The sequence below is a fragment of the Roseobacter sp. HKCCD6576-2 genome (genome assembly GCF_013179285.1).
In the GTDB taxonomy this organism is placed as follows: domain Bacteria; phylum Pseudomonadota; class Alphaproteobacteria; order Rhodobacterales; family Rhodobacteraceae; genus Rhodophyticola; species Rhodophyticola oceani.
Genome location: NZ_WVNW01000006.1, coordinates 24,348 through 47,644 on the forward strand (window position 1 = coordinate 24,348; position 23,297 = coordinate 47,644).

Genomic DNA, 23,297 nt, shown 5'->3' on the forward strand with positions numbered 1-23,297 from the left:
GCTGCGCCTCCGGATCCCATGAGATCGGGAGCCAGAAAGCAGGTCGAAAGCGCCAGCGCGAAAAGCACCCGACCGTGAGGGTGTTGCGCTTCTTTACTCGGCCGCGCTCGCCCTGCGCAGATCGATATTGCCGTCCGTGTCATGGTAGAGATCCTCCGTCCAGAACTCAGGGTGGGTGGCCGCCCTCGCCAGCGCCGAGGCGCTGTGCTCCGATCCGGTTCGGCCAAGGATGGATAGGGCGGCAGGCCCCATCGGCAGACTGATGATGCGTCGGCCATGGGGTTGCATGAGGTAGAGGTCGCACTTGGGCTGAATGCGCGCCACGATGTCGATCTGCGCAGGCTCAAGGCCGAGATCACTGTATTGCGTTCGCGTGGCCCGTGTTTCGGCTTCCGGGTTCGGCAGGAAGATACGTGTCGGGCAACTCTCCAGGAGATCGGCCGTGATCTCGGCCCGGGCCGCATCAGCAACGGATTGGGTCGCCATGACCACGGCGATGTTGTTCTTGCGCCCTTCCTTCAGCCAGGACCGCAGGCGACGGACAAAAAGATCATGGCCGAAGAAGGACCAAGCTTCGTCCAGCACGATGAGCGTCGGTCGACCGTCAAACCGCGCTTCCGTCTCGGCAAACACATAGTCGAGTGACAGGATCCGGACGGCCTCGCTGGCTTCCAGCATCGTATGGGTCTCGAACACGGTGAACCGGGACTGGCCAAGCGTGGCGGCGATATTTGCCCCGTCTTCATCGAAGAGGCCGGCCAAAGGCCCCTCGATCCAGGCCATGAGCACCTGCCGCAGGGCTTTGTCCTGCACAAATTCCCAGATCCGTTGCAGCGAGGCCGCCGGAGCGCCCGCATCACTGGCCGCCCGGGTCAGGCCCGAGAGGGCGGCCCTCAGTTCCGCCGCCTGATCCGGGGAGGGTTTGCCATCAAGGCCCATCTCCACCAGAGCGGTGAGCCAATCGAGACCCCATTGCTCGCCGAGGCGCGGCAAATGGGCGAGGGGTGCGATCCCGGTGCGCCCGGCGATACCTGGCTCGAGAAAGGCGCCCCCCATGGCCTTGCAGGCATGGGCGATCGAGCGCTGGCGGTCGAAATAGATGACCTGGGCATCCGGGTAGCGCAGCCATCCCGAGACGATCTGACCAAGCAGGACCGATTTACCGGCCCCGGTCGGTCCGAAGATCAGCGTATGACCGACATCCCCATGATGGAGATTGAGGTGAAACCGCTCTCCGGTGCGCGCCCGCGCAGGCAACAAGGCCCATGTCTCTGGCGGCAGGCGAGGGGAGGGGCAGACGGGGCTACCTTGCCAGATGCCGCGCACCGGCATCAGATCCGCCATGGCTTGCGCGCGCATCAGCACCCGCCGTTCGTTGATGTCGATATGTCCGGGCAAGGCCGACAACAGGGCCGGCAAGGCGTTCCCGGTCTCATAGCGGAGCCGGTAGGCGGCATCATCGGCCGCCGCTTCCAGGATAGAAATGGCGTCGTTCAGGCCCCCGTCACCTTCGGCACGGGTTGCATGCAGGATGAATTGAGATGAATACCAACCATGGCCTTCCTCTCCCCGTGACAGCCGCGCCAGCACGCCTTCGAGGCTGCCGGCCATCTGATCGCCATAGCGATCGCGGCGGCCATGGCTCTGGCCGCCGATATTCGCCATGAAATCGGCCGCAGCCTGCGTCCAGAACCGTTGCTGCCTGCGCACCTCGGCGCGGGCCGTGCGATTAGACAGGGCCTGGTAGCGCGTGACCCATGTGAAGGGCAGTGGAAGGCTCTGGAACCGCTCCATGGGCAGGAGATCGTAGCGATTTGGCAGGCCCTCCAGCGACAGGATGGCCACGGAGCGGCCGTCGATCTGCAGACCCCCGGCGCGAGACGGTTGCCGAACATCGGCCCCAAGGAGACGATCGAGGCCCACCGGCAGATCATCGGGTCCGAACCTCGGCGCGGGGCTGCCCGGCGCAAGCAGGCCCGAGAGCGCTTCGCAAAACGGACAGGGGGCACTCACATGGGCCGGGCGAAGCCGGTCAAAGACCAAGGCAGATTTAAACCGGCTTTCCAGGCGGGTGCATTCCTGATCGAGGCGGGCGAGATCCTTTGACAGATCCCCATCATCGGAGGGCTGCAGGGAGAGGAAGACAAAGAGCCGATCCTCCCAGGTATCACCGCCATCGGCCAAGAGGAAATGCGCCTCCAGCGCCAGCAAATCGAGCGCGGCCTGGCCGGTTTCGCGCGGGATGTCGTCCGGATCCGGGCGCCAGGGGCGACGGTTGTAAACCACCCACAGCGCTTCCCCGTCTGTCATCCCGCTCAGGGCAAAGCCAAGGTGGCGCAGACGTCCGGCCACAGCGTTCGGTTCCATGCTCTCCGTGTCGATGCCACTGACCTGCCATCCGGCCAGCAGGCTACGATCCTTGCAAAGCATGACACCCGGCGCGACCAGGACCTCCCAATTGAGGATGTCTATGAAGCGACGCACCGGCATCAAGGACGGCTCGCATAGGTGTCAGGAGCGAGATCCTGCACGCTGACCGCTGATGCCGCGATAACGCCGGTACGGACCGGACTGTAGGATCGGCTGATCCGCAGGCTTTCGCCGATGCTGGCCACGGCCGAGACCGTATCGGCATCGATCCGGTCAATGCGGATGTCGAAGGAGGCGCCGCCAAGGCCCATCTCATCGATCCGGAATCCAGCCTGACGGAGATAGTCCAGCGCATGGCGTTCGCACTCATTGGCCCGGGACGGAGCGAGAAGGACGGTCTGGCGCAGCGACACCCGGTTGTGGATCTCGCGGGCCATGTCAAAACCGATGGCGCAGTTCTGCGCGTCCGTCAGGCGCGCATCCCCAAACACGAAGCGGTTTTCCCCGAAGTTCGACGCGGACATGAAGAGCGTGTTCCCAGGGGTGCATCCCATGACCAGAAACAGGGTTGAGAGGAGGGCCGCCTTGCGCATCAGTCGCGGCCTCCCCGGATGCGGATGCGGGTGCGCCCGGCCTGCAACCAGATGTCACGAATGACCCGATCGGCCACCAGGCGTGTGCCACCCCGCGTCACACGCGTGTTCAGGGCGGCATTGCTTTCGCCCGGACCTCCCACGATGGCGGGCAGTTCGCCGCGGTAGTCGGGATGCAGATCGATATAGGTTCGCTCCCCATCGGAGAAGACGCGCACCGGGCGGAAGGGGGCCCGCCCATCGATCCGGAAGCTGAAGTTCAGCTGGTCTGCTTCCAACGCCCCTGTGCTTGTCTCAACGCCCCGTGCGGCCAGGCGGGCCTGCCGGGCGTCTTCGGCCGCCCGGGCCGCGGCAGCCGCGGCTTGGGCCTCTTCGCGTTCCTCGGCCGCACGGGCGGCAATCGCCTCCGCGATTTGTTGTGCTTCCGTGTCCGGATAGTGGAAAGACAGGATCGGCGTGTGGATCGACGGATCATTGACGAGCGTGATGGTGTAGAGGCGGCGATCGGTTGGGATCACGATATTGGTGCTGCTGGCGTCGTCGGCTGGCTTGATCTCCAGAACGATGGTTTCCGGACCGCTGCCCTGGACTTTCGCGGCCACTTGCCAGCGGACCGCATCTCCCCAGGAGGGCGTATCGGTCAGCTCTTCGCCGGGTTCGAGTTCGATGTAGCAGACCGTCAGAGGAGAGCAGAACGCGGTGGGGATCGACTCGCCAAAAGTGGTGACGACCCGGCCAGCCTGTCCGAGTGTAACCGGTCCGGTGCGGTCTCCCCATGCGGCGGAGGCTTCCCGTGTGCGCCCGGCCTGATCCAATGGGGCAGGGGTGGGCGTGCCGCCCTGCACAAGCTCTGCGAGCCATTCAGTGTAGCCGAGGGTGGTCAGACCTGTGGCCACGGCCAGCCGCCACAGCTCCGCCAGCATGTCCTGAGGGTCGCTGGATACAGGAGTAGTTGCGGGCGGCGCAGGAGGTGCGAGCGGTTCCGGTGGTGCCAGAACGTCCGGGGCGGGTATAACTGTCTCTACAGAGGAGCCCGGCGCGGGGGGCTCTGCCTGCATGGCGGGTGGCGTGATCTGAGGCTCCTCGCTTGCACCGGGTATGGCGTTGAGCAAGTCAGTACCGATCCCGGGCACATCAGATGGCTGCGCCGCGGCGTCCAAGCCCATTGCGACCGCAATCCCGATACAGAGGGCAGCAGGGATCCGGCGGACAGGACCGGCAGAGCAGGCGAGTTGTGAAGACCACCGACGTCGCATCATTCAGTGCGCCTCGCGGTCTGAGGTGGGTCGCGCAATCCCGGTGATCGGGTCCTGCGCCATAACGACTGTTTGGCTGCGGTCTGTCACAACGTCCGGGGGGAGGGTGACGCCCCTGTTGCCGCCAAAGAGGTTCCCGAGCACCGTGTCCGCCAGGATCACGATGCCGCCCGCCACAACGATGATCGGCAGGCGGCGCGCAAAGCCGTTGAACTCGCCGCCAAGAGCAAGGATTCCGACCGAGACCACCAGCGCGACGATCACAACCATGTAGGCGAACGGTCCGGTGATGAAGTCCACGAAGTTGGTCAGAGGGCTGTCGAAGCCGAAGATGTCGTCCCCCGCCAACGCGGGTTGTGACGTCATCAAAACCACCAGAAGCCCGGTGAAGAGGGGGGATGTGGGAACGCAGCGCGTGCCGTCACGACTTGACATAAGCAATCTCCATTTTTGGGGGATGTCCGGGTTGACGTTGCGCCATGTGGATCGAGGTCAGCTCGGGATGTGCATGGCCACGCTTGAGAAAGACGATCATGTCGGTGGCCTGTAGCAGGATCGGCACGGGGTCCGTGGTCAGCACTTCGCTGGCCAGCAATTGCAGCCGCGGCATTACCTCTGGTGCAGAATTGGCATGCAGCGTCACGAAGCCGCCGGGATGGCCCGTGTTCCATGCCTTGACGAGGGTCATGAGTACCTTGCCTTCGCGCACCTCGCCCACGACGATACGATCAGGCGCCTGCCGTAGAGCAGAGACCAGCAGGCGGTCCATGCTGATCGTGTCGCTGGTCATTAGTGCCACCGTGTTGGCCAGTGGCGACCGGATCTCCGCTGTGTCTTCGATGGTGATAAGCCGGGTCTGGGGTTGCGTTGACGCCAGATGACGCAGGCACCCATTGAGCAGCGTGGTCTTGCCCGATCCGGTTGCCCCCGCGATCAGTATGTTCGCCTTGTCGGCGATCGCGGCCTCAATCATGTCGCGCGGTTCGCGATCCGGAATGCACTCCTCAAGCGTGAACACCTGGTCGGAGTGCCGGCGGATCGAAAAGCAGGGCCCATCCACAACAGGGGGCAAAAGCGCTTCCACGCGATGCGGCGTGCCTGGTATGCGGCCCGAAAAGATCGGCACATCCGTGGTGACTCCGGTCCCGGTCATGGTGGCGCACCAGCGGATGAAATGCTCAGCGCGGTGCCGATCCAGCTGACCCCAACGCGCGGGATCTGCACCGAAGCGTTCCACATAGACCGTGCCGCAGGGATTGGCGCTGATCTCCACGACAGCCGATTCGGACAGAACGTCGGAGAGCGAACCGAGGATCTGGGGCAGGGAGGTTGCGCCATTCATGGCGCTGCCTCCGCTGATCCGGTCTGGCCCTGCGGAGCATCGGTCGCGACCACCGTGAACCAGTGATTTACATCATCCAGAGACACGATGACAGCAAGGACAATTGCGGCCGCGATGGCGAGCAAGGCATAGTCTGACCAGTTCAGGTCGGACATCACAGGCCTCCCTTCAGAGAAACCTTGCAATGCGGGCCCGATTGGCGGGACATTGCTGGAACGGGACCGCGGCATGCGATCCGGAGAGCCGTCAGCACACGAGGAGCAGACCCGAGATGACCGACGATTCTGGCCAGACCATCCCTTACGGCGTCCTCGACGAGGCCCTGATGCGGCCGCCGCTGGTCCTCGGCTGTGAGCGTGTGCCCTTTGTCATCACCATTGGCATCAGCGCCTTTGCGACGGTTGTCGTGTTCGGTCTGACGCTGAGCGGGCTTTTCGCCGGCATCCTTCTGGCTCTGGCTGGGATCAGCCTGTTGCGGCGCCTGACCAATTTCGATCCGCTCTTCTTTGCCACCCGCATCGAGGCGGCAAAGTATCCCCGCCATATGCCTGATGTTCTGCCGGACACCGCCTTGCCGCTGCACCTGCCCTTCGTCGGATATGAAGACCCGCCAAGCAGAAGCGAGGTGTCCCTGGCCCGGACGAGCGTTGCGGTCGCGCTCCTGATCATTCTGACCTTGATCCTCACCGCGCTGGTGCCCATGATCACGCTCTGACAGATCACCTGTGCGCATTGGTCTGCCCCCGCTTGTCCTCGATTCGCTGGAGCTCCTGCGGTGAAAGAGGCTTGCCCCGCTTCTCCAGGCCACCGAACAGGATGCTGACATCGCCGTTGTCGTGAGCACGCGCGCGCAGGCCTCCAATCAGCCGCCCGGCGAACGGGCTGACAATCGCGGCCGTCCTGGGCGCGGATTTGGGATCCGAGATCACCTGACGCCCCTCCGCCAGTCCCAAGGCGCAACAAACCGGCCCTGCCATAGCCCACGGCGGGCGTTCCGGGCCGCCACTTCCTGGGGCACAAAGTCTGTCGAGAACCGCCGATAGGCGAGGGCATGACCTTCCGACACAAGCCACGCGTTGAGATTGACCCCACCCGCGTGACACACGGCCAGGTATCGCCCGTAAAGGTCCCGCCCGCGGGTTTCGCAGCTGATCGATTGGGTTCCGATCCGGGCCTTGAGTTGCTCCCCGGCGATGCGGCCACAGGGATAGGCGCGGCCGGTGGCATCATCGCAATACTGACGGGCTTCGGCTGCATCGATGCCATAGAGGCTGATCTCCACAGAGCCGAGGACCAGGCGGTCGCCGTCCTTGACGTTCGCTTGACCGCGGAGGACCTGATCACCCGCTGCTGGCAAGGCGAGGCAGGTCATCACCGTCAGAGCCAGGCTGCCAGTTATGTTTCGCAACGGGGTCAAACCTGATCCCCATCGGTGGGCTTTGGCGGGAAGGCCAGCAACTCGGTCGCCCCAACCGGGAAGTCCAGCTTGATGGTGAAGAAGATCTCGCCGCTCTCGCGCTGCGTGTTTTCGAACATGACCCCAACGCGACGATAGCGTGTGGTGCCATCCTTGCCGGTGATGGGAACCGAGATCGGGTAGTGGGTGGCCATCATGGTGATCCTTTCGTTGCAGGTGGTGGTGTTTCATATAACCATTTGAAAAAATGTAATTAAAAATGTCCGAGAATATAGATTATGTTAAATTTGGACATCATGGCGAAGCGGCTTTCAGGCCAAAGACCAACGCCGACACGGCCTATGAACACCGGGATCGCGGCCGCCATTGCGGGCACCGCAGCCGGATACGTCGAGCGAAAGGCCCGTTTGCCGCGCGCCACGCTGTAGGACACGCTGATCAAGGCCCCGAAGAACACGAACAGGGCCAACAGGAGCGGCGTGAAGAGCGGTCCGCCGATCACACCAAGCAGCGCAAAGAGACCGATGTCGCCCAAGCTGATGCCGGATGGACGGACCAGCCGTACCACCATCGCGGTTACGCCCACCAACGCTCCCACGGCGAGCGAGATAACGGCGCCATGAGGGTCCTCGACACCCCATATGACAAAGAACGCGAGCGCGTTGATCCACAGCATCAGGGCTGGGTCGATCTCGAACCGGGTTGCGTCATCCCAGGCAATGCAGATCATGAGCATCCCGGTGACGAGTGCTGCGCATATCATGACGATGTCGGTAAACCCGCCTACCATGCCGGTTCCTTTCTTAAACCCAATCTTGCGATTGAATGGGCGGGCCGCAGCTTGAAGGACTGGAGATTTAGTCCGACGGCCCGCCCCTCACAACGCCGCCTCATCCACGAAAGCGACGTCGGAGACCGGGATGAGAATGGCCGGGATCCGGACAAGCATCGTTGACGTTCTGCGACGCTCATTCGATAGCCCTCCCGGATCCTGGCCGACCTGCCCCATTTGATGGGGGGCTTTGTTCGGTGCCGCTTGGGTTCGGCTGGAACAGGGCCGGCAGCTGCCCGCAGATGGGGGCGAGCAATGTTGTCGTGCAGGTTGCGATATGGCGGCGCTGTCGCAACGCGCTTTCGGGATCGACGCGGGCGGCCCGAAGAAACTCGCCCTGCCAGATAGTCAGCTCGCGCAAGGTTTCGAGATCCCGCTCCAGGCGGTCGATCTCGATGGCGAGCGCGCTTCGCACATCCGCATCTCGCGGGTTGGTCTGAGCCTGCGCGGCCGCCCCAAGACACAGGGTGAGCACCAGCACTTGATATGCGATCAGACGGATCACCATTGTCCCCCCGCCCTCCCGCCTGCGTCGGCACCGCTGTTGTGGTTCTGCACGAAGAGATCGATCACGACGAGGCGGTTCCTGAAGCGGCCGTGAGAGGCCGTGAACTCATCTGCCTCAAGCACACGGAACGAGCCCTGATTGGCGTCCATCTCGCGGGCCCGCAGCGTGCCTGACACCATCACATCCCCGTCGAACTCCAGGTCTCCGGCGCTGACACTGCCCACCGCATTAAATGCGCCAGCAACATCGACATCCCCACCGACGCTCAAGGTGCCACTAATGTCCGTGGCACCACGGGCCACCAGCGTCTCGATCTCCGCTCGTCCGCTGACGGACATGTCGCCAAGAACGGTCAGTCCGCCCTGGATGGTCGGATTGCCGGTCAGTCTCCCGACGCTGACTTCATCGACCATCAGGATCCCTGCTCCGGTGAGTTCATGGCCCCCGAGATCAAGGTTTGTGGCCATGCGGTTGGCATCCGGACAGCCCGGCACCGGGATGCGGTGCAGATAGGCGGAACAGGCGACGCCGGTATAGACATGGGCTAGCGCCACCAGATCACCGCAGAGCAACCCGCTATCGGCCGCAAAGGCGTTTTCCACATCGACCAGCACGTCCGGGCCAATGATTGTCAGCGCCCCATTGATCTCCGCCACGACACCCACGCCGGACACTCCGTCCTCCTCGGCCACAAGGGTGCGGGGGATGGTACTGGCAGTTCCGGTTGCGGTCTGACAGGCGTCATAGTCCGGCTCGAATGCACGGGCGGCCACCATGATCTGACCAGCCCCGGTGTCGATCAGCGTGAGATCCATCTCACGGTGGCGAAACGGCGTTGTGTCCAGTTGTGTTGGAGACCAGAGGCCCGCCGCTTCCAGGGTGCTGAACAGCACATCTCTGGTCTCCCCTGTAACGGGTTGGCGGTTGGTGATATCGCCTTCCAGCCAGAGTCGGCCGGCCCGGGCGAGATCAGATACCGCGCGAGCTTCGGCCGCCATGACCTTGCGCTCCACCCAGGTGGAGGACAGTTGCGATCCGATCAGAACCATGAAGGACAGCACTGCCACGGCCAGCAAGGTGTCGAAGAGACCCAGACCACGCCTCGCCCGACGGGGTATGCGCTTCAGCACGAGGTTGCTCATTGGGGCCTCCCCAGATCATACGTCCTCCCGAGAGTCAGAACTTCGGGCCGGAGGTTGTTGACCCTGGGGATGTCTTGAACGAAGCCGTTTCGAGCCACGAGGCAGCCCGCGTGCACGCTGTTCGGGGCGCAGGAGACGTCCAGCGCCTGGAAAGCCGCGGTGTCAAAGACCGTGAGCAAGCTCCAGCTCGGCACATTTGTGGCAGCTGTCAGATCGAGATCCCCGCCCGCGCAGCCGCCCAAGGCATCGGGCCGACAGGCCAGCAGCGAGGGGCGTACACCGGGGGCGGGCGTCACGGACAGCCTTGCCGTCACCGAGACATTTGCCGCAGCGGTCAGTCCTGCCCCGGTTCCTTTCGTGAGCAGAGACCCCTGCATCGCCATGCCGCCCGGTCCGACTTCGAGACCGCTGCGCAGCGTTAATTCGTGGTCCACCGACAGAAGAGCCGTCTCTAATCCGTCCGCGTTGGGAAAGGTCAGCGAGCCGTCCAGATGCAGCGCATCCGCGGGCGTGCCATTGCGATCACCTGGCCGCAGAGAGGGCAGTTCGGCTGTCTCTGCCGCGACGCGGGATGTGTTCTGAATATCGTATCCGCCGAGATCCAAATCTGTGGCCATGGGCAGAGCCAGCCCATTCGGATGCGGGCTGCGTTGCACGACCGTCGGATTGATCCGTGAGAACACCCAGGCGGGGACCACCAGATCCCGGTTCGGATCGATGTTGAGATCCGCGACGCTCTGCACCGTGTCCATGAGCGTTTCGTTGAGCGGGGACAAGGCGGCCATACGGCTGGCGACCTCATCGCGCAGAACCTGGTCCACCTCCGTCTCGGGGCGCAGCACAACGATCCCGAACACGTCCCCATCTGAACCGTCGCCATTGACGGCCGCGATCAGGGGCGTGACGGACCAGGCGCTTGGGAGCCGGTGCCAGGTGGTCACGGCACCATGGCCCTGCAAGTCTGCGATTTCGTCGGACGCCAATCTGCGCGCCGTGGCACCGTTCGGGGTGTCAAACCCGTCTGTGCGGCTAACCGCGTGCACCCAATGATGTAATCCGTAGCCGGAGACCGATGCGGTCTGCACAATGAGATTTGCCTGGGCCGCGCGTATCTTGCGCGCCTCATCGATCTGCCAACCCAGGAGCGCGACAGACGCGACCACGGCAATCATAAGCACCATGGCCAGGCTCGCAAGGCCGCGACGGTGGCGCCGTGGCCAGGACCGGCCCGCAGGGGTGGGCAATGTGTCTGCCGTAGGTAATCTGGCGTTCATCATGACGTGGCTCATGGCATCAGCTGCGATAGACAATCCCGACCCGATCATCGGTGCCGCCGTCACAGCCGGCCTGGATCTCGGCGGGTGTATCGAAGGCCTGGATGGCCGCATCCGTGGTCATCGCGGTGAAGGTATCGGTTGGATCCCCGAGCACTTGGATACCCACCACCGTGTTGTTGTTCAGGAAGCTCTGCGCGATCGACTCGCAAGCCGCTTCCGGCAGGTCTGCCACCACGATCCAAAACCGGTTGCCGGAGGCGACACCCGTGCCGGGGGTTGCGCCCCCGCCCGCGGCGATCAGGCCCCCCCAGGGTGTCACGATCACATCCGTGCCGCCTTGCGACTGGATCGCGTTGCTCGGCATGCCTGTCACGACCACGCCACTCATATCGGCATCGAACTGCGGCAGCGTCGCGTAGATCTGCCGAATCCGGTTCTCGGCCACACCGATCAGAAGCCGCGCCTGCTGCGCCCGGACGTTGTTGTTCACGACCACGGCCGTGGCGACAATGCCGCTGATCACCACCGCGGCGATCGCGACGGTCAACAGCACATTGACGAGACCGCGACGCCGTCGCCGCGGCCAGGGGCGTCCGCCGCCCGCCGGGATCCGTGTCCCGGCCCGCGGGTGGGTATTGAAAGCGGCGTCTGTCATTCTTGTATCTCCAATGTCAGGTGAGAGTGTCGTCCGCATGGTCATGCTCAGAACCCTCCCCGGTTGATCTGATCGACAATCGGCAGGGCGATCGACATGAGCGCGAGCATCGCGGCCGAGATCAGGACAAGCAGCGTGACGTTCAGAACGGCCATGGCCGACCGGACGGTTTCCTCTGCCCGGTCCAGCCAGCGATCCAGCACATCGCCGATGCGGTCGATGCCGCCGGGCTTGTTCCAGAGCGTGCGCAGCACTGCAACAAGCTCCAGCGTCGGAAAGCCCTGCCCCGCCATCAGGGAGGCTTCGCCCAGGTTGTTGCCGGCGGCCGTGTAGCACCGCGCCAGCGCGCGAATGCGGGACCTGGCATAGGGTGGCGCGGCCTCGGCCATGCGGTTGATAAGCTGCGTGGTGATCGGCTGACCGGCACGGCCATATTCAACGAGGGCAAAGAGGAACCCTGACCCCGCCTGCAGGCGGGCCAGCGAAAACGGCGGCACCCGATCCGCCGTGCTGCGACCCAGGCCGGTCCAGAAGTAGACAAGGCCCGACAGGCAGGTGGCAAGGACCCCGATCCAGATCGCCAGTGCGAGCGGATTGGCAGCAAAGGCGATGGTTGATCGCACGATCCAGCCCTGGAAGGGCGGCAGTGCATCAAAGCTGATCACATTGGCCAACGAGGGGAGAAGAGAGAGCCCGAAGAAGAGCAGAAGACCAATGAACCCGAAGGCCAGGAGCAGCGGCAGGGCCACCGCGCCCCAGATGGCCTTGCGCATGCGCATCTGGCTTCGCAGAAGGTGGGCAGCGGCCCCGAGGAGCGGCGCTGGATCCTGCATACCCAGACCGTCAAAGAGGATGCGTTCCGTCGGGCCGCAATAGGGGACCAAGCGATCCGAGAGCTGACCGGCGCCGAGCCCCGTGCGAATGTCGCGCAAGGCGGCTGCAACGAGTTTGCGGCCCTGCAACTCATAGCCTTGTGCCACCGCATCGATCATGCGGCCAAGATCCTCTCCCGAACCGGCAAGGACATCTGCGAGGAGTTGCCAGACCTCGGCGCGTTGGCGTGCCCCGAAGGCCGTCCGGCGCAGCATCAGTTGGATCGGGGACTGCGTAATTGGGGTCTGCACACCCGACCCGCGCGAGAGGCCTCCCATGAGCCGCAGCTTCAGACTAGTCAGAGCGTCCATCATGCGGCGGCCTCCCTCGAACCGGATGAGGCGCCAGCCTCGCTATCGCTTTGCCTGTCATCCGCCGTCTCGGCCGCAAGGGACCGATTGGTGATATCCTCGAAATCGACCTCGCCCCGGGCCACCAGTTTCTGCAGGCGCTGTTCCACCGTGATGCCGCCCAGGCCGCCCTCCGAGACCGGGCGAAGCCAATGCTCCTTCGCGCCGCGCGCATCACGCGCCTCCACAAAGCCGCGATAGGTGTCATCGAGCTTGATGAACTCGGCCGTGGCGCGCTTCCGGCTCAGGCCCGCCCAGGCTGTGCGCGCGGTTTCGCCATCACGGCCGGCCAGACAGGTTGGGCATCCTGCCCGGTTGCGCAGCTTCGGGGTGGCCGTGGGATCCCCGGTCCAGTCCGCGATGATGCGTCTCTCCGCCCCCATGGCCGGACGGGCGCAATCCTGACACAGGATCGGCACCAGCGTCTGGCGCAGGATCAGGTTGATCACACCGGGCTCGGCAAGCTCCTTCGGATCCACGCCAAGCGAGATCAGCCGGAAGAGCACGGCATTGGCCGAAAAGCTGTGGATCGTGGTGAAGACCTTGTGGCCTGAAATCACGAATTGCATGATCTCCCGGCAGTCATCGGCCGTGCGGATCTCCGAGACCATGCCGAAATCCGGCGCCGAGCGCACGAAGGTCTTCAACACCCTGGTGAAGGATTGCTTGCGCTCCTCACCGACCGAGCCACCTTCGACCGGCATTTGCACGATCCCGTCACCCTCGATCGGGTATTCGATCGGATCTTCAATTGTCATGATCGACACGCGACCGTCCCGCTCCTGGTAGAGCCGTTCGAGCTGGCGCACGAGTGTCGTGGATTTGCCGTCGCCGGTGGATCCGCCGATGATCACGAGGCCATTGTCCGACACCCGTTCTTCGGCCAATGCGTCCAGCACATCATCATCAAGGCCCAGATCCTCGATACGCCCGGCCTGGCGGTCCCCGGTGGTGTAGATGAACCGGCCCACGAGGAAGTCGTGACCGTCGCCATGGGGGGCTTTCTGGAACCGCATGGCCGCCACCGACTGGGGCAGATCGATGCGGCGCTCCTGCCCGATCGAGAAGGGTTGGTGTTGACCGGCCTGCTGCGCGGAAGCGCCATCCCCATAGTCCCGCCGATCATAGAGAAACGCGATGGCTTCCATCGCCTCGCTCAGCTGCCATTGTTCGCCATGGGTGTATTCCGCAGCGCCAAGCTTGAGGCGCAGCACCGCGTGGTCACTGCGAATGATCAGTTTGAAATCGGAGGCCTTCTGCGCCGCGGCCTCGCGGATGGTCTGCAGGATCCGCCGCGCGCCCGGTGTTGGGGGCGCTCCGTCGCTATGCGCGGCCAGCCCGTTCATATGCGAGATCTCGGCCACCGTTGCCGCCCGCCGATCTTTTACAGGCGGCAGATCGAAGCGCTTGCGCAGGTCCTCAAGCTCTTCAGTGATCGCGATGTTCGCCCGGTCGCGCACGAAGAGATACGAGCCGGTCTCGGTGATGGCGCAGACCCGGCGAAAGGCCTCACTGCCGACGATCAGGGCCCCTTGCGTGTTGACCGGCGGGCGCGGTTTCGGCGGGCTCAGGCGCTCAAGGAGACTGCGCCACGCGCGCTGACCGCGCTGTTGCAGGGCATCGGTGGGACCCTTCATGGTGTGCCCTCCCCTGCCCCATCCGGCATCGTGAAGGACCATTGACTTTGCCCGGGCGCGGAGGGATCCCCCGCCTCGACCCATGGCAGGTCGGCCCCGGATCCGCCGCCCTGTGGCCGCACCTGTACGACCTCTGCAGCAACCCGCACCACCTCGAACCCGTTTGGAAGGCGGTCACCGGCCGAGACGATTAGGGGCGGGCTGCTGTCCCGCACCCATTCGAAGATCGCGTCTACCGCAGTTGTACCACCCTCCTCGGAGATCACGGTCTCCTGTTCCACGCGGATCCGATCCGAACGCTGCAGTCCGGCGCGCCATCCGCCATCGCCCGCGCGGGCCGTGAACAGCACATGCCACCGCATCTCGGGCGGGCTGTCCACGATCTCCGCCGTGCCGATGTCCTCGATCAGGGGGTTTGCTTCGATCAGTTGATCGACGGTCTCGGAAAGCGGGGTGGTCACAAGCTCGGGTGGCATCGGATCGGGAAGCGCGGCAGGTGGGTCGGGAAAGACCGGCGGCGGCGGAGCAACCGGCGAGAGATATGACGCAACGGCCTCTTCCAGTTGACCATAGGCCAGCAGGAACTCGGAGATGGCTTCTGCGCGGGCCGTGCAGTAGCGCAGCACCTCTTCTTCCACGGCGGCTGCTTCCAGCGCATCGATCTCGAACCAGGCGGCGCGCAAAAGCTCGGCCGGGCAGGTGCCAAGTGTCTCGGCGATCGACCGGGCATCACTGGCGCCAAGGGCACGGGACTGCGACAGCGCCGGCCCGGTAGCGGTGACAGTAACTGCGACAATGAGGAAGACAGAGGCGGGTCTCATGGTGCCTCCCCCGGCTCAGAAGGGGCGTTATAGAGACTGCTGACCAGCTCGACATACACACGGCCATCGGCATGCTCGATTAGGATGGTTTCGCCTTGTGATATCCAGCGCGCGGCACCCGTCACACCCGTTGGCAAACGCACCTGGCCCGTCACGTCGAATTGGCTTCCGACGGGCAAACCACCAACGGGACGGGACAAAGGAAGGCTCAGAAGCAGGTCATAGGCAATGGCCAGATGATGCCGCTGCGGCAGGGCTTCAAGTGTGGATCCCACCGGCAACGCCTCGACAGGCCCGTGATCCTTGCGAAGCTCAATCCGGGCATCGCTTCCGGTGCCGACCCGCCAAACCGTGCCCCTGGGTATGACGCGGGCACCGGCACTCTCTTCGAGTGTCTCGGCCTCAAGCGCCCAGAGCAGGGACAGGGGCGCATAATAGACATAAGGGCCGAACACATCGCCAAACGCATGACCTTCCGGAAGATCAACCTGAAACGGTTGGCCACTGATCGCCTGCAGCTCCGCTTCCACTCGGTCCACCCATGCGGTATCTGCAAAGGCGGGCCGCACCCAGAAACCGGGCAGTACCAAGGTCAAGGCAAGGCAATGGCGCACCGGGCGTATCCACGCGCGAAGCGTCTGGATCGCGTCTTCGCGACCTGACGATACCCGTTTCAGAACCTCGGGAAGGCTGACGGCGAGGCCGCCGCCCTCCCCCGCCGTTATGGCTGTTCGGTCCCTCATTCGTAAGCTGCCATGGCGTTTGGCGTCACCAGATCCGGGCGTTGAATGCGGCGCCCGGGGTTCTGAGTAACCAAGGCGTGATAGGTGGTGGCGGTCTGCGCGCTGTTGACGCCAACACCCAAGGAGGCCGCGGACGGGAAATCCGGGCACAGGGTCCAGGTCACCGCCGGAAGGCGCTGCTGAAGGTGGCCAATATTCCAATCCCACCAGCCAGCCCGATCTCCCGTATACCAGATGATCCGACCAGATTGCGCGTCATAGAGCGGGCTGAGACCGGGCAAGTCAGTGTCAGCGGCGTGAATGTTTGGGTTGAAGCTTGGGATAAGCTCCCCGGTTCTCTGGCGCCGCAATTCGGCGCGCCATTCGTGATGTGCTGTAAACCGACCTTCGTCATCCAGGCTGCACCAGACATACTGACCGTCCGCCCCGATGAAGATGATCTTGAGCCCCTCTTCACCCGGCAGGTGATGGTCCAACCGTGAGATCATGACGGTGTCGCCAAAGAGGGCTCGGAAGTGCTTGGCTTGCACGTTGCCCGGCGGCAGCAGGTAATTGAGCTGCCTGTCTTCGGCCAAAGCGGCCTCAACTTGCGCCCACCCTTCGGCAAGGGTGGTGGGAACAGGGTCTTGGGCGACGGCCGGCGCGGTTGTTGTCATGAGGCCAATGCTGGCCAGGGTCTTCAGAATAGAACTCTGCATTATGTGGATCCTCCTCAGAGCGGGTTGGAGCGGTTGATCACCACCAGCCGCCGCCACCGCGACCTCCACGACCACCTCTGTTGCCACGCCCACCTCTATCGCCACGGTCGCTTCTGTCGCGTCCGCCTCGATTCGCGCGTTCTCGGCTTGGCAGGTCGCGATCACTGCTGACGATATCGCCACGGTTCCGCGTTTCGTTGTTCAACTCGACATCGGCACGGCCGTCCCCATCGGTGTCAACGCCAAAACCACCGCCCCGACCGCCGTTGTCGCCTCCGCCGCCTCGCCGGCAGTTGTCAGATACGACCCGCCAGGCGCTCTCGCTGATGCGGCGATACTTCGGCTCGTCAGCAATCGTCTCATCAATCCAGTTGCGGCGACCCCACGTGATGTCGCGTTCCAGAATTCGGCACCCTGAATTACGTTCGGTCTCGGTCCAGGGCTCTTCGACCCAACACAGGTTGGCCTCGAACCCAAAGGTTGGGATGACGGTGCGCTCATCCCTGCGCGTAGGCAGGACAGGGTTCGCGTAGTGCCGGTGCCAAACGGTCCAGGAGCGCCCTTCCCGGATCAGGCCGTTCTGTCCAGCCGGGCACCTCACGGCACGTGTTTCCTCGTGCGGGGTGGGAAGCAGGATGTAGCACTGATCCTCGATCCATTCGACGGTGTAATCGGATATCTTCCAATGGTCCGGGAAGTCGTACCGCACCCGATGCCCGGTCCGCGTGCCCTCCGGGAATTTGGAGCTATGGGTGACCATACAGCTGTCCACCGGGAAAGTGGTTTCCGTGACAATCCCCCCGATCCCGTCTGGCGCCTCACCGGGTTCGCAAAACAAGGAGGGCGGGTTGGGCTGCGGCGTCTGTTGTTGTCCGGCAAGGGTCCAGGTGCCATCCCCGTTGATCGGCAGAAGCACCACCTCGATCTGTTCTTCCGGGGCGGCGGTCAGCGGCGCGCGGTGCTCCCGGAACCGGAACGAATAGTGCGTCCGCCCGTAGACCTGCTCTCCGGTCCACTCCATTGTATAAGGCTCTTCGCATTCCGCGATCTCGAGTACATCACGTTCCTCCGGCGGTCGGCAGGTGTTCTCGATCACGACCCACCCGTCATTCTTGGCCACACCCTCGTGTGTCAGCGGGACCGGATTGCCTGCCGTATCAACAAAGACACCCCGCCAGGGATGCCGCGCCTCCCGCGTATAGCCGACCTCTTCAAGGTTGGTGCAGGCCAGGACGCGAACCTTGCGGCTTGGTCGAACGCTGGCCCGGGTCTCCATAGTGAGGTGAGGCTCAGGGATCGCATCCGCCCAGGGCGATCCGGACAGATTCCCCATACAGTCCATCGGCGCTAATTCGTGACCATCAGTTCGGCGCAGAAGAGGGGCATCCGTGGTCCCTGCTGTCACCACAGGCGCCCGTTCGGCGCCCGTTTCGCCATCTCGATCATCGAGCCAGGCCGCCACCGCGCGCTGCACCATCTCGGGGGTCCAGCGTTCGCCAAGGGTGGCATTGTCCATCCAGGTCAGCACTTGCCAGCTCCCCCCGGCAAATGCGTCCCGGACACCGCAGACCGCAACGGAAATCCCCCACTCTTCCGGCACCACCCCGGTGTCCGCCAGAACCCCGTTTCGCCAGGTATCGACTGCCCGGTTGAACCACGTGCCGCGTTGATAAGTCTCCGCCAGCTCCGCGATGAATTGCAGATCGGCCTGGTTCGGGCGCCACTCGGCCACCGGCAGCCCGGCGTCCATATGGGCCAGAAAGCTGTTCAGAAGCGGTGGCGGCAGCTCGTGGAGGGCCCGGGCCACACGGTCGCGCACGGTTTCCAGGAGTGCGGCATGGTTGAGCGCCGTCGTGCGGTCGGCTTCACAGAGCGCCTCGCGCTCCCCGCGCCAATCCAGAATGATTCGGCCATCCGGTGCCCGGCGCGGCACGTCGCAGTCGATCCCGAGATCTCCACCCGCAACGGGGTTGATTTCCTGCGCGTAAGAGAAGACGGGCACGACCGTCAGGGCCGTGGTCAAGAGAAGCCTGCTGAGACGATGGCCGATCATGGCCGGGCTCCTTTGGGGTCAAACAGAGTGGTGGGGACGAGCCGGGTAAAATCGGTCCGCAGATCGAGGGTGACCATGCCAGTATCGCTCTGCAGCCGGATCGGGCTTAGCTCCGGCACCGTTTCGAGGCGGGCGAAGATCCGGTCCGCACGGGCGGGTGCTCTCACCGAGACGCCATCGGGAATGGGTCGAACCGAACCGGGCTGATCCGCCCAGAGGGCTTCCACTTGCGCGGCCAGGCGTCGATTGCTTTCAACGGGGTTTTCCGGCTCGACGACCTGCGCGAGGGGGACGGACCGCAGCTGCCACAACAGGATGTCGCCCCCGAGGCGGCGTTCGCCATGGGTCCAGTCCGACAGAACCTGCTCGGCCGCGCGATTGGCCAGGACGGTATTGATCTGACCGGACGGAGCATAGCGCTTCCACACCACCATCTGCAAATCGCGCCCGCCCTCGGGGCGCGTGGCGTTCAGATCGGATCGCGGCACGGTTCCGTCCGTCACAAATCCGTCCAGGGCACAGCCCTCCGTTTCGATGCGCCACCCGACGATACGGGGCCACCAGCCTTGCAAAGTGTCGGTGCAGCGCGTGGCGAAGCTTCCCGCGGCCGGTGCGACACGCACCATAGGGGTTTCCACCACGGATTCCGGCCGCTGTGTCCCTACGATCAGAACCGGCAGCAACGTTGCGGCCAAAACCAGGCTGCCAACAAGCAGACCCCCGAAGGCCAACCCGCGCCCGCCAACGCTCGGTTGCGGCGCAAAGACCGGATCGAGTGGATCCGGATCCGGCAGCGTGACGCGTTCGATCGGGATCGCGTTGTCGTCGCCAAGCGCCAGCTCGTCGATGATCGACCTAATCCGCGCTCTCAGTTTCGAGGTGAGATCCGCCCTGCCCTGCGCCATGGCCAGTCCGGCCAAAGGCATGGTGGAAGCAATACCCTTCACCGCATGGCAGAGATCATCCACCTCGGCGAAGACGTCCTCTGGACCGAACAGCGGCCGATGCGTCAGGCCATTGGGTCCGGGCATCAGTTCGGCCATGGCCAGCCAGTAGCCCGGGCCGTCCGCGCCCGACACATCCGCCAGGAGCATCCAGACGCCATCAAGCGCGTCGATGGCCGGCGCCTTTGCGAGTTCATTGGCCATGGCTATAAGCAGCGACCGGGCACCTTCCGCCTCCATGTCGGTTGGGAGTTGTGCGCGGTGGCGGGCATGGCGCAGTTCCATACCCGGTTGCCCGATGACCGGCAGCGAGAATTGCGGTTCCCGTTCCCAATTGAGCCCGACCAGAAGCCGCGATCCGTCGGGCAGCGTCACGTCCCGCAGAGCAGGCACGAAGGTGGGAGGGAACTCGGTCATCACCCACGCCCTCCCGATGGAATGAGCGTTGGGCGCACCAGCACCACCATGCGGATCTTCTGCTGCGCTGCATTACGTGCACCGCCGATCCCCATGCGGCGCAGCGGACCAAATCCGCTATCGCCCACCGACGCGACATTCTGCTCGTATCCCGACAAGACGAGGGTTTCGCCGGGCGCGAGGACCGTCTGGTTGCGCATGCTGCGATTATCGACTGTCGGGGTCTGGATGCCGCTGCGGGCTTCAACATCCTCATCGAATCCCCGGAAGGCGCGTTGGGTCATCGTGAGCGCCAGTTGAATGCGGCGCGGGCCCACCAGCCGCGGCAGGGCCGCTATGCTGATACCGGTCTCCAGCTCGCCAATCTCGAAGCTCTGCGTGGTCTCATTGGTGTCGTCATCGGTTTCCGTGGTGACGCTGCGCACGAAGCTGCGCTCCTCCGTCAGGCTGATCGGAGACATAACCCCCGACTGCCCGACCGAATTAGCAAGACGGTAGTCGACGACGGATCGGTCCCTTGCGAGAGCGCGGAAGTCCAGATTGGACGCCCCGCGCGACAGCACGAGCCCACCGGATGCCTCGCCCGCAGCGGCCGCGGCCAGCGTGGTCGTCACGCTGCCGACATTCCCCGAGAGATCGACACCCACGCCAAACTCATCTGCACGATCGGTGTCGACAAAGTAGACCGCGACTTCCAGACCGATCCGCATCGCCGCAGTGGCTGCCACGTCCTCGACCACCTGCCCCACGACTGCTTGAACTGAGGGTGGTCCGAACACTTCGACCCGCCCCGCTTCCGGGGACAGTGTGACCCGTGCGGGCGACGGCGCGAGGGGTGCCAGCCGCCGCTCCAGATCCGCCCAGGGATCGAGGCTGCGGGTGGTGGACACGCTCACGCCACTATTGCCGCTGGAGGGCGTGTCGCTGATTTCTGTACGCCCAAGCGGCAGGGCAATCCGCCAGGTCCGCCGCACCATGCGATCAATGGTGATGATCTCGCCATCATAGGACCAACCGACATCCATGCGAGCGGCCAGCCGATCGAGGAAGCTCGACAAGGCGCCTTCATGCCGGGCGTTCATGCGTGTGCCGATCGGCACACGCACAATGTTGCCGTCTTCCAGTACATAGCGTGTGCGGATATTGACGGGAATATCCGTTGCGGCCGTGATCGTCGTGGCAATGGTCTGGATATCGGTCTGTCCGGGCAAAGCTACGACAAACCCGCGTGCACTTTCCACCCGCGCTGGCAAAGGATGACCCGACACCGAGCCACGATCGACCTCGACCGCCGATCCGTAGAAAGGCCGGTCCTCCTGCAGCACCTCGCCGCGCAACACGGCCTGCATGCGCTTGCGTTCGGCCGCCGTCAGCTGTCGGCCCTCCTCCAAGCCCTCCACGGCATCGCCGCGGATCCCGATGTTGCAGGCCGAGAGGCCGATCACCATGGCCAGAAGAACGGAACCGGACATTGCGAGACGTCTCATAGGGGCCCTCCGAGACGCAGCACTTTATTGGGGTGGGTGCGGACCCGCGGCGGTACTCCGCCATGGCCAAGCCCGCGGATTAGCTCGGCGACGGCTTCTTCGAACTCGCCTTGGATCTGAACCGGAACCTGCAGGCGCCATGAGTCGTGTGTGTCGATCAGGACCGTCCAACCCGCCGCCTGGCCCCACCGCAACAGGATGTCGTCCAGAAACTCGCCTTGGCCGGCCGTCCAGATCGGTGCAGGAGGCGCTGGCGGAGCGGCTGGTCCAGACCCCAGGCGTGGCACGATGGCGGGGGCAGGATGTTCACCCTGCCTTTCCACCACCGGCCCGCTCACAGGCGCCACCTGATCCGAAGCGGTGGGAGAGAACACTCCGGATCGGCCCCCGAAGAGGGTTGCCCAGAGACCGTTGCGGGGGCGTACCGCTTGGGGGTCTTGGGGTGTAGTGACCCCCTGCCCCACCCCGGACGAGGGATGGCAGGGGAGCATGATGGACCGTCCGATCGCCAATCCCACGGGATCAAGGTCAGGATTGGCGGCCACAATCTCTTGCCAGCGCGATGCAGCGCCCAGATGGCGGGCTGCAATCTGGGCCAGGGTCTCACCGTCAGCGATCACATGACGGCAGGTTTGGTCAGCCGTTGTATTGGGGGCGCTCTGCGGCGGGGGTGTTGGGGTTTCAAGCACCTGCGGCGTTTGTTCGGGTGCTTCAGTGTTCCGCACCAAGGGCGGCGCATAGAGACGCCAGTCCGGACATTGGATCAGCTCACCGACATTCGCACTGTGCTGCCCGGCAAGGGCCGACACCGGAGCCACCAGGAGGGAGATAACGAAAGCAATGGCCGACCTGAGGCTGGATGTCATACTGTCAGGATGAAGCAGCCGATGAAACGATAGACCCGTACGGCCCGCAAGGAGCAGGCTGAATTCATTGCAGATATCAGAGGTTTTTTTATCAAGCACTTAGGGTCAACCAGTTCGAATTCCACCCAATGCTAGAACCAGGGGCCATCTTGGGGAAATTCCAAAATCCTATGCTTGGATAGACACCCGCTATGACTAGGGCTGCGCGTATCTGACTGTCATTGTGTCCACGCGCCCATAGCCACAAGATCGCGGACCCGTAAAGGGAAGTGGGGGTCGAACTCAGTCATCTGCGCGAGGTAGCGAATCTCCGACGGAAGGCCGTTTGGCCAAATCAGTTTGCCCGCCAGCGGCTCCATTAGGCCCAGGAACATCTTTGCGAAGGTGCTTTTGCCTAATCCGTTCGCACCCAAAACGGCAAGTGTCGCACCCCGCTCGACATCCATCGACAAGCCCCGGAAAAGCGTCAAGCCCGGATAGCCAAGCGATAGATTGCGGATCTCAAAAACACTGGACATTCAGAGCACAGCCAGGATGCAAACCCGCAAAGCAGTAGACGCGCCGAGGGCACATCCAACCAGGGACGTGATGCTCATGTTGGTGAGGCAGAAGCCTTGTTGTGCTTGGCTTATCGCAAGCCCGTCTTGATCGTTCGCATCGCACATAGGTGCCTCCGCTTCAGCAGGGCATTGAGATACGGCGATGTCAGTGCGCAGTTGCAGCGTCGAACATGTTTGTTTCCCTCCAGGACACCCCGACTGGGTCAGTTAATCTCGAGATGACAGGTCTCCTGACTCGCGGATCGTCTCTTTCCCGAACCTTCCGTGGCACCTCCAACCAAGTTGCCCAGTGGTTTTCTCGGGGTCGCTCACCGCTTACAGTTGCGGGGGCAGTCACGGAATTGGTGCCTATCGGCTATACCCCACCGTGTTCCCATTTCATCTCGCCGACTCAGCGGCCTTTGAGAACCATCAGGACGGCCTGATGCTTTCTAAGTGAAGTGGTCAATGGCCCAA

25 protein-coding genes and 1 riboswitch are annotated in these 23,297 nt (G+C 63.8%); of the genes, 1 reads left to right on the top strand and 24 read right to left on the bottom strand.

Going from position 1 to position 23,297, the window contains the following annotated elements; all coding sequences use genetic code 11:
- Positions 1–93: 93 nt before the first annotated feature.
- The 6 genes from GTF44_RS18065 to GTF44_RS18090 form a co-directional block, all read right to left on the bottom strand.
- Complete coding sequence (locus GTF44_RS18065; protein WP_171562237.1) at positions 94–2,490, bottom strand: VirB4 family type IV secretion system protein; 2,397 nt, start codon at positions 2,488–2,490, stop codon at positions 94–96.
- Positions 2,490–2,963, bottom strand: coding sequence for a hypothetical protein (locus tag GTF44_RS18070; RefSeq protein ID WP_171562239.1), 474 nt, complete (start codon positions 2,961–2,963; stop codon positions 2,490–2,492). The genes GTF44_RS18065 and GTF44_RS18070 overlap by 1 nt, the downstream gene beginning before the upstream one ends.
- On the bottom strand, positions 2,963–3,886 hold the full coding sequence (locus GTF44_RS18075) for a TrbG/VirB9 family P-type conjugative transfer protein (RefSeq protein ID WP_171562241.1): 924 nt from the start codon (positions 3,884–3,886) through the stop codon (positions 2,963–2,965). The genes GTF44_RS18070 and GTF44_RS18075 overlap by 1 nt, the downstream gene beginning before the upstream one ends.
- A 336-nt stretch (positions 3,887–4,222) precedes the next feature.
- Positions 4,223–4,654: a TrbC/VirB2 family protein gene (locus GTF44_RS18080; RefSeq protein ID WP_171562244.1), complete on the bottom strand. Its 432-nt coding sequence runs from the start codon at positions 4,652–4,654 to the stop codon at positions 4,223–4,225.
- The gene (locus GTF44_RS18085; RefSeq protein ID WP_171562246.1) at positions 4,641–5,561 is read right to left on the bottom strand and encodes an ATPase, T2SS/T4P/T4SS family; all 921 of its coding nucleotides are present in this window, start codon (positions 5,559–5,561) and stop codon (positions 4,641–4,643) included. Before GTF44_RS18085 ends, GTF44_RS18080 begins: the two co-directional genes overlap by 14 nt.
- Positions 5,558–5,716, bottom strand: a complete 159-nt coding sequence (locus GTF44_RS18090) for a hypothetical protein (protein WP_171562248.1) — start codon at positions 5,714–5,716, stop codon at positions 5,558–5,560. The genes GTF44_RS18085 and GTF44_RS18090 overlap by 4 nt, the downstream gene beginning before the upstream one ends.
- Positions 5,717–5,832: 116 nt before the next feature.
- Between GTF44_RS18090 and GTF44_RS18095 the strand changes: the two genes are divergently transcribed.
- Entirely contained in the window at positions 5,833–6,276 is a 444-nt protein-coding gene (locus GTF44_RS18095) for a VirB3 family type IV secretion system protein (RefSeq protein ID WP_171562249.1), read from the top strand.
- 4 nt (positions 6,277–6,280) lie between these two features.
- Here the strand turns inward: GTF44_RS18095 and GTF44_RS18100 are convergent, their stop codons facing one another.
- The 18 genes from GTF44_RS18100 to GTF44_RS18185 all read right to left on the bottom strand — a co-directional run bounded on the left by GTF44_RS18100 (position 6,281) and on the right by GTF44_RS18185 (position 22,799).
- Positions 6,281–6,490, bottom strand: coding sequence for a hypothetical protein (locus GTF44_RS18100; RefSeq protein ID WP_171562250.1), 210 nt, complete (start codon positions 6,488–6,490; stop codon positions 6,281–6,283).
- On the bottom strand, positions 6,487–6,978 hold the full coding sequence (locus GTF44_RS18105; protein WP_171562251.1) for a thermonuclease family protein: 492 nt from the start codon (positions 6,976–6,978) through the stop codon (positions 6,487–6,489). The genes GTF44_RS18100 and GTF44_RS18105 overlap by 4 nt, the downstream gene beginning before the upstream one ends.
- Complete coding sequence (locus tag GTF44_RS18110) at positions 6,975–7,175, bottom strand: hypothetical protein (RefSeq protein ID WP_253261486.1); 201 nt, start codon at positions 7,173–7,175, stop codon at positions 6,975–6,977. The genes GTF44_RS18105 and GTF44_RS18110 overlap by 4 nt, the downstream gene beginning before the upstream one ends.
- A 56-nt stretch (positions 7,176–7,231) precedes the next feature.
- Positions 7,232–7,768 (bottom strand): hypothetical protein, encoded by a 537-nt coding sequence (locus GTF44_RS18115; RefSeq protein WP_171562252.1) that lies wholly within the window; start codon positions 7,766–7,768, stop codon positions 7,232–7,234.
- Between the two features lie 178 nt (positions 7,769–7,946).
- The gene (locus GTF44_RS18120; RefSeq protein WP_171562253.1) at positions 7,947–8,318 is read right to left on the bottom strand and encodes a hypothetical protein; all 372 of its coding nucleotides are present in this window, start codon (positions 8,316–8,318) and stop codon (positions 7,947–7,949) included.
- Complete coding sequence (locus tag GTF44_RS18125; RefSeq protein WP_171562254.1) at positions 8,312–9,460, bottom strand: hypothetical protein; 1,149 nt, start codon at positions 9,458–9,460, stop codon at positions 8,312–8,314. The genes GTF44_RS18120 and GTF44_RS18125 overlap by 7 nt, the downstream gene beginning before the upstream one ends.
- On the bottom strand, positions 9,457–10,641 hold the full coding sequence (locus GTF44_RS18130) for a hypothetical protein (protein ID WP_171562255.1): 1,185 nt from the start codon (positions 10,639–10,641) through the stop codon (positions 9,457–9,459). The genes GTF44_RS18125 and GTF44_RS18130 overlap by 4 nt, the downstream gene beginning before the upstream one ends.
- A 112-nt stretch (positions 10,642–10,753) precedes the next feature.
- The gene (locus GTF44_RS18135; protein WP_171562257.1) at positions 10,754–11,392 is read right to left on the bottom strand and encodes a type 4 pilus major pilin; all 639 of its coding nucleotides are present in this window, start codon (positions 11,390–11,392) and stop codon (positions 10,754–10,756) included.
- Positions 11,393–11,439: 47 nt separating this feature from the next.
- Positions 11,440–12,579 (bottom strand): hypothetical protein, encoded by a 1,140-nt coding sequence (locus GTF44_RS18140; RefSeq protein ID WP_171562259.1) that lies wholly within the window; start codon positions 12,577–12,579, stop codon positions 11,440–11,442.
- Positions 12,576–14,252 carry an ATPase, T2SS/T4P/T4SS family gene (locus GTF44_RS18145; protein ID WP_171562261.1) on the bottom strand — a complete coding sequence of 559 codons (1,677 nt, stop codon included), beginning with the start codon at positions 14,250–14,252 and terminating at the stop codon, positions 12,576–12,578. Before GTF44_RS18145 ends, GTF44_RS18140 begins: the two co-directional genes overlap by 4 nt.
- Positions 14,249–15,073 carry a hypothetical protein gene (locus tag GTF44_RS18150; protein WP_171562263.1) on the bottom strand — a complete coding sequence of 275 codons (825 nt, stop codon included), beginning with the start codon at positions 15,071–15,073 and terminating at the stop codon, positions 14,249–14,251. The genes GTF44_RS18145 and GTF44_RS18150 overlap by 4 nt, the downstream gene beginning before the upstream one ends.
- The gene (locus GTF44_RS18155; protein ID WP_171562264.1) at positions 15,070–15,816 is read right to left on the bottom strand and encodes a hypothetical protein; all 747 of its coding nucleotides are present in this window, start codon (positions 15,814–15,816) and stop codon (positions 15,070–15,072) included. The genes GTF44_RS18150 and GTF44_RS18155 overlap by 4 nt, the downstream gene beginning before the upstream one ends.
- Positions 15,813–16,514: a hypothetical protein gene (locus tag GTF44_RS18160; RefSeq protein ID WP_171562266.1), complete on the bottom strand. Its 702-nt coding sequence runs from the start codon at positions 16,512–16,514 to the stop codon at positions 15,813–15,815. Before GTF44_RS18160 ends, GTF44_RS18155 begins: the two co-directional genes overlap by 4 nt.
- A 37-nt stretch (positions 16,515–16,551) precedes the next feature.
- Positions 16,552–18,567: a hypothetical protein gene (locus tag GTF44_RS21990; protein ID WP_216365168.1), complete on the bottom strand. Its 2,016-nt coding sequence runs from the start codon at positions 18,565–18,567 to the stop codon at positions 16,552–16,554.
- Complete coding sequence (locus GTF44_RS18170; RefSeq protein WP_171562268.1) at positions 18,564–19,928, bottom strand: hypothetical protein; 1,365 nt, start codon at positions 19,926–19,928, stop codon at positions 18,564–18,566. The genes GTF44_RS21990 and GTF44_RS18170 overlap by 4 nt, the downstream gene beginning before the upstream one ends.
- Complete coding sequence (locus GTF44_RS18175) at positions 19,928–21,415, bottom strand: secretion protein (RefSeq protein WP_171562270.1); 1,488 nt, start codon at positions 21,413–21,415, stop codon at positions 19,928–19,930. Before GTF44_RS18175 ends, GTF44_RS18170 begins: the two co-directional genes overlap by 1 nt.
- Positions 21,412–22,224: a TcpQ domain-containing protein gene (locus GTF44_RS18180; protein ID WP_171562272.1), complete on the bottom strand. Its 813-nt coding sequence runs from the start codon at positions 22,222–22,224 to the stop codon at positions 21,412–21,414. The genes GTF44_RS18175 and GTF44_RS18180 overlap by 4 nt, the downstream gene beginning before the upstream one ends.
- 275 nt (positions 22,225–22,499) lie before the next feature.
- The gene (locus tag GTF44_RS18185) at positions 22,500–22,799 is read right to left on the bottom strand and encodes an ATP-binding cassette domain-containing protein (protein WP_171562275.1); all 300 of its coding nucleotides are present in this window, start codon (positions 22,797–22,799) and stop codon (positions 22,500–22,502) included.
- Between the two features lie 244 nt (positions 22,800–23,043).
- Positions 23,044–23,269: riboswitch (cobalamin riboswitch) on the bottom strand.
- Between the last annotated feature and the right edge of the window lie 28 nt (positions 23,270–23,297).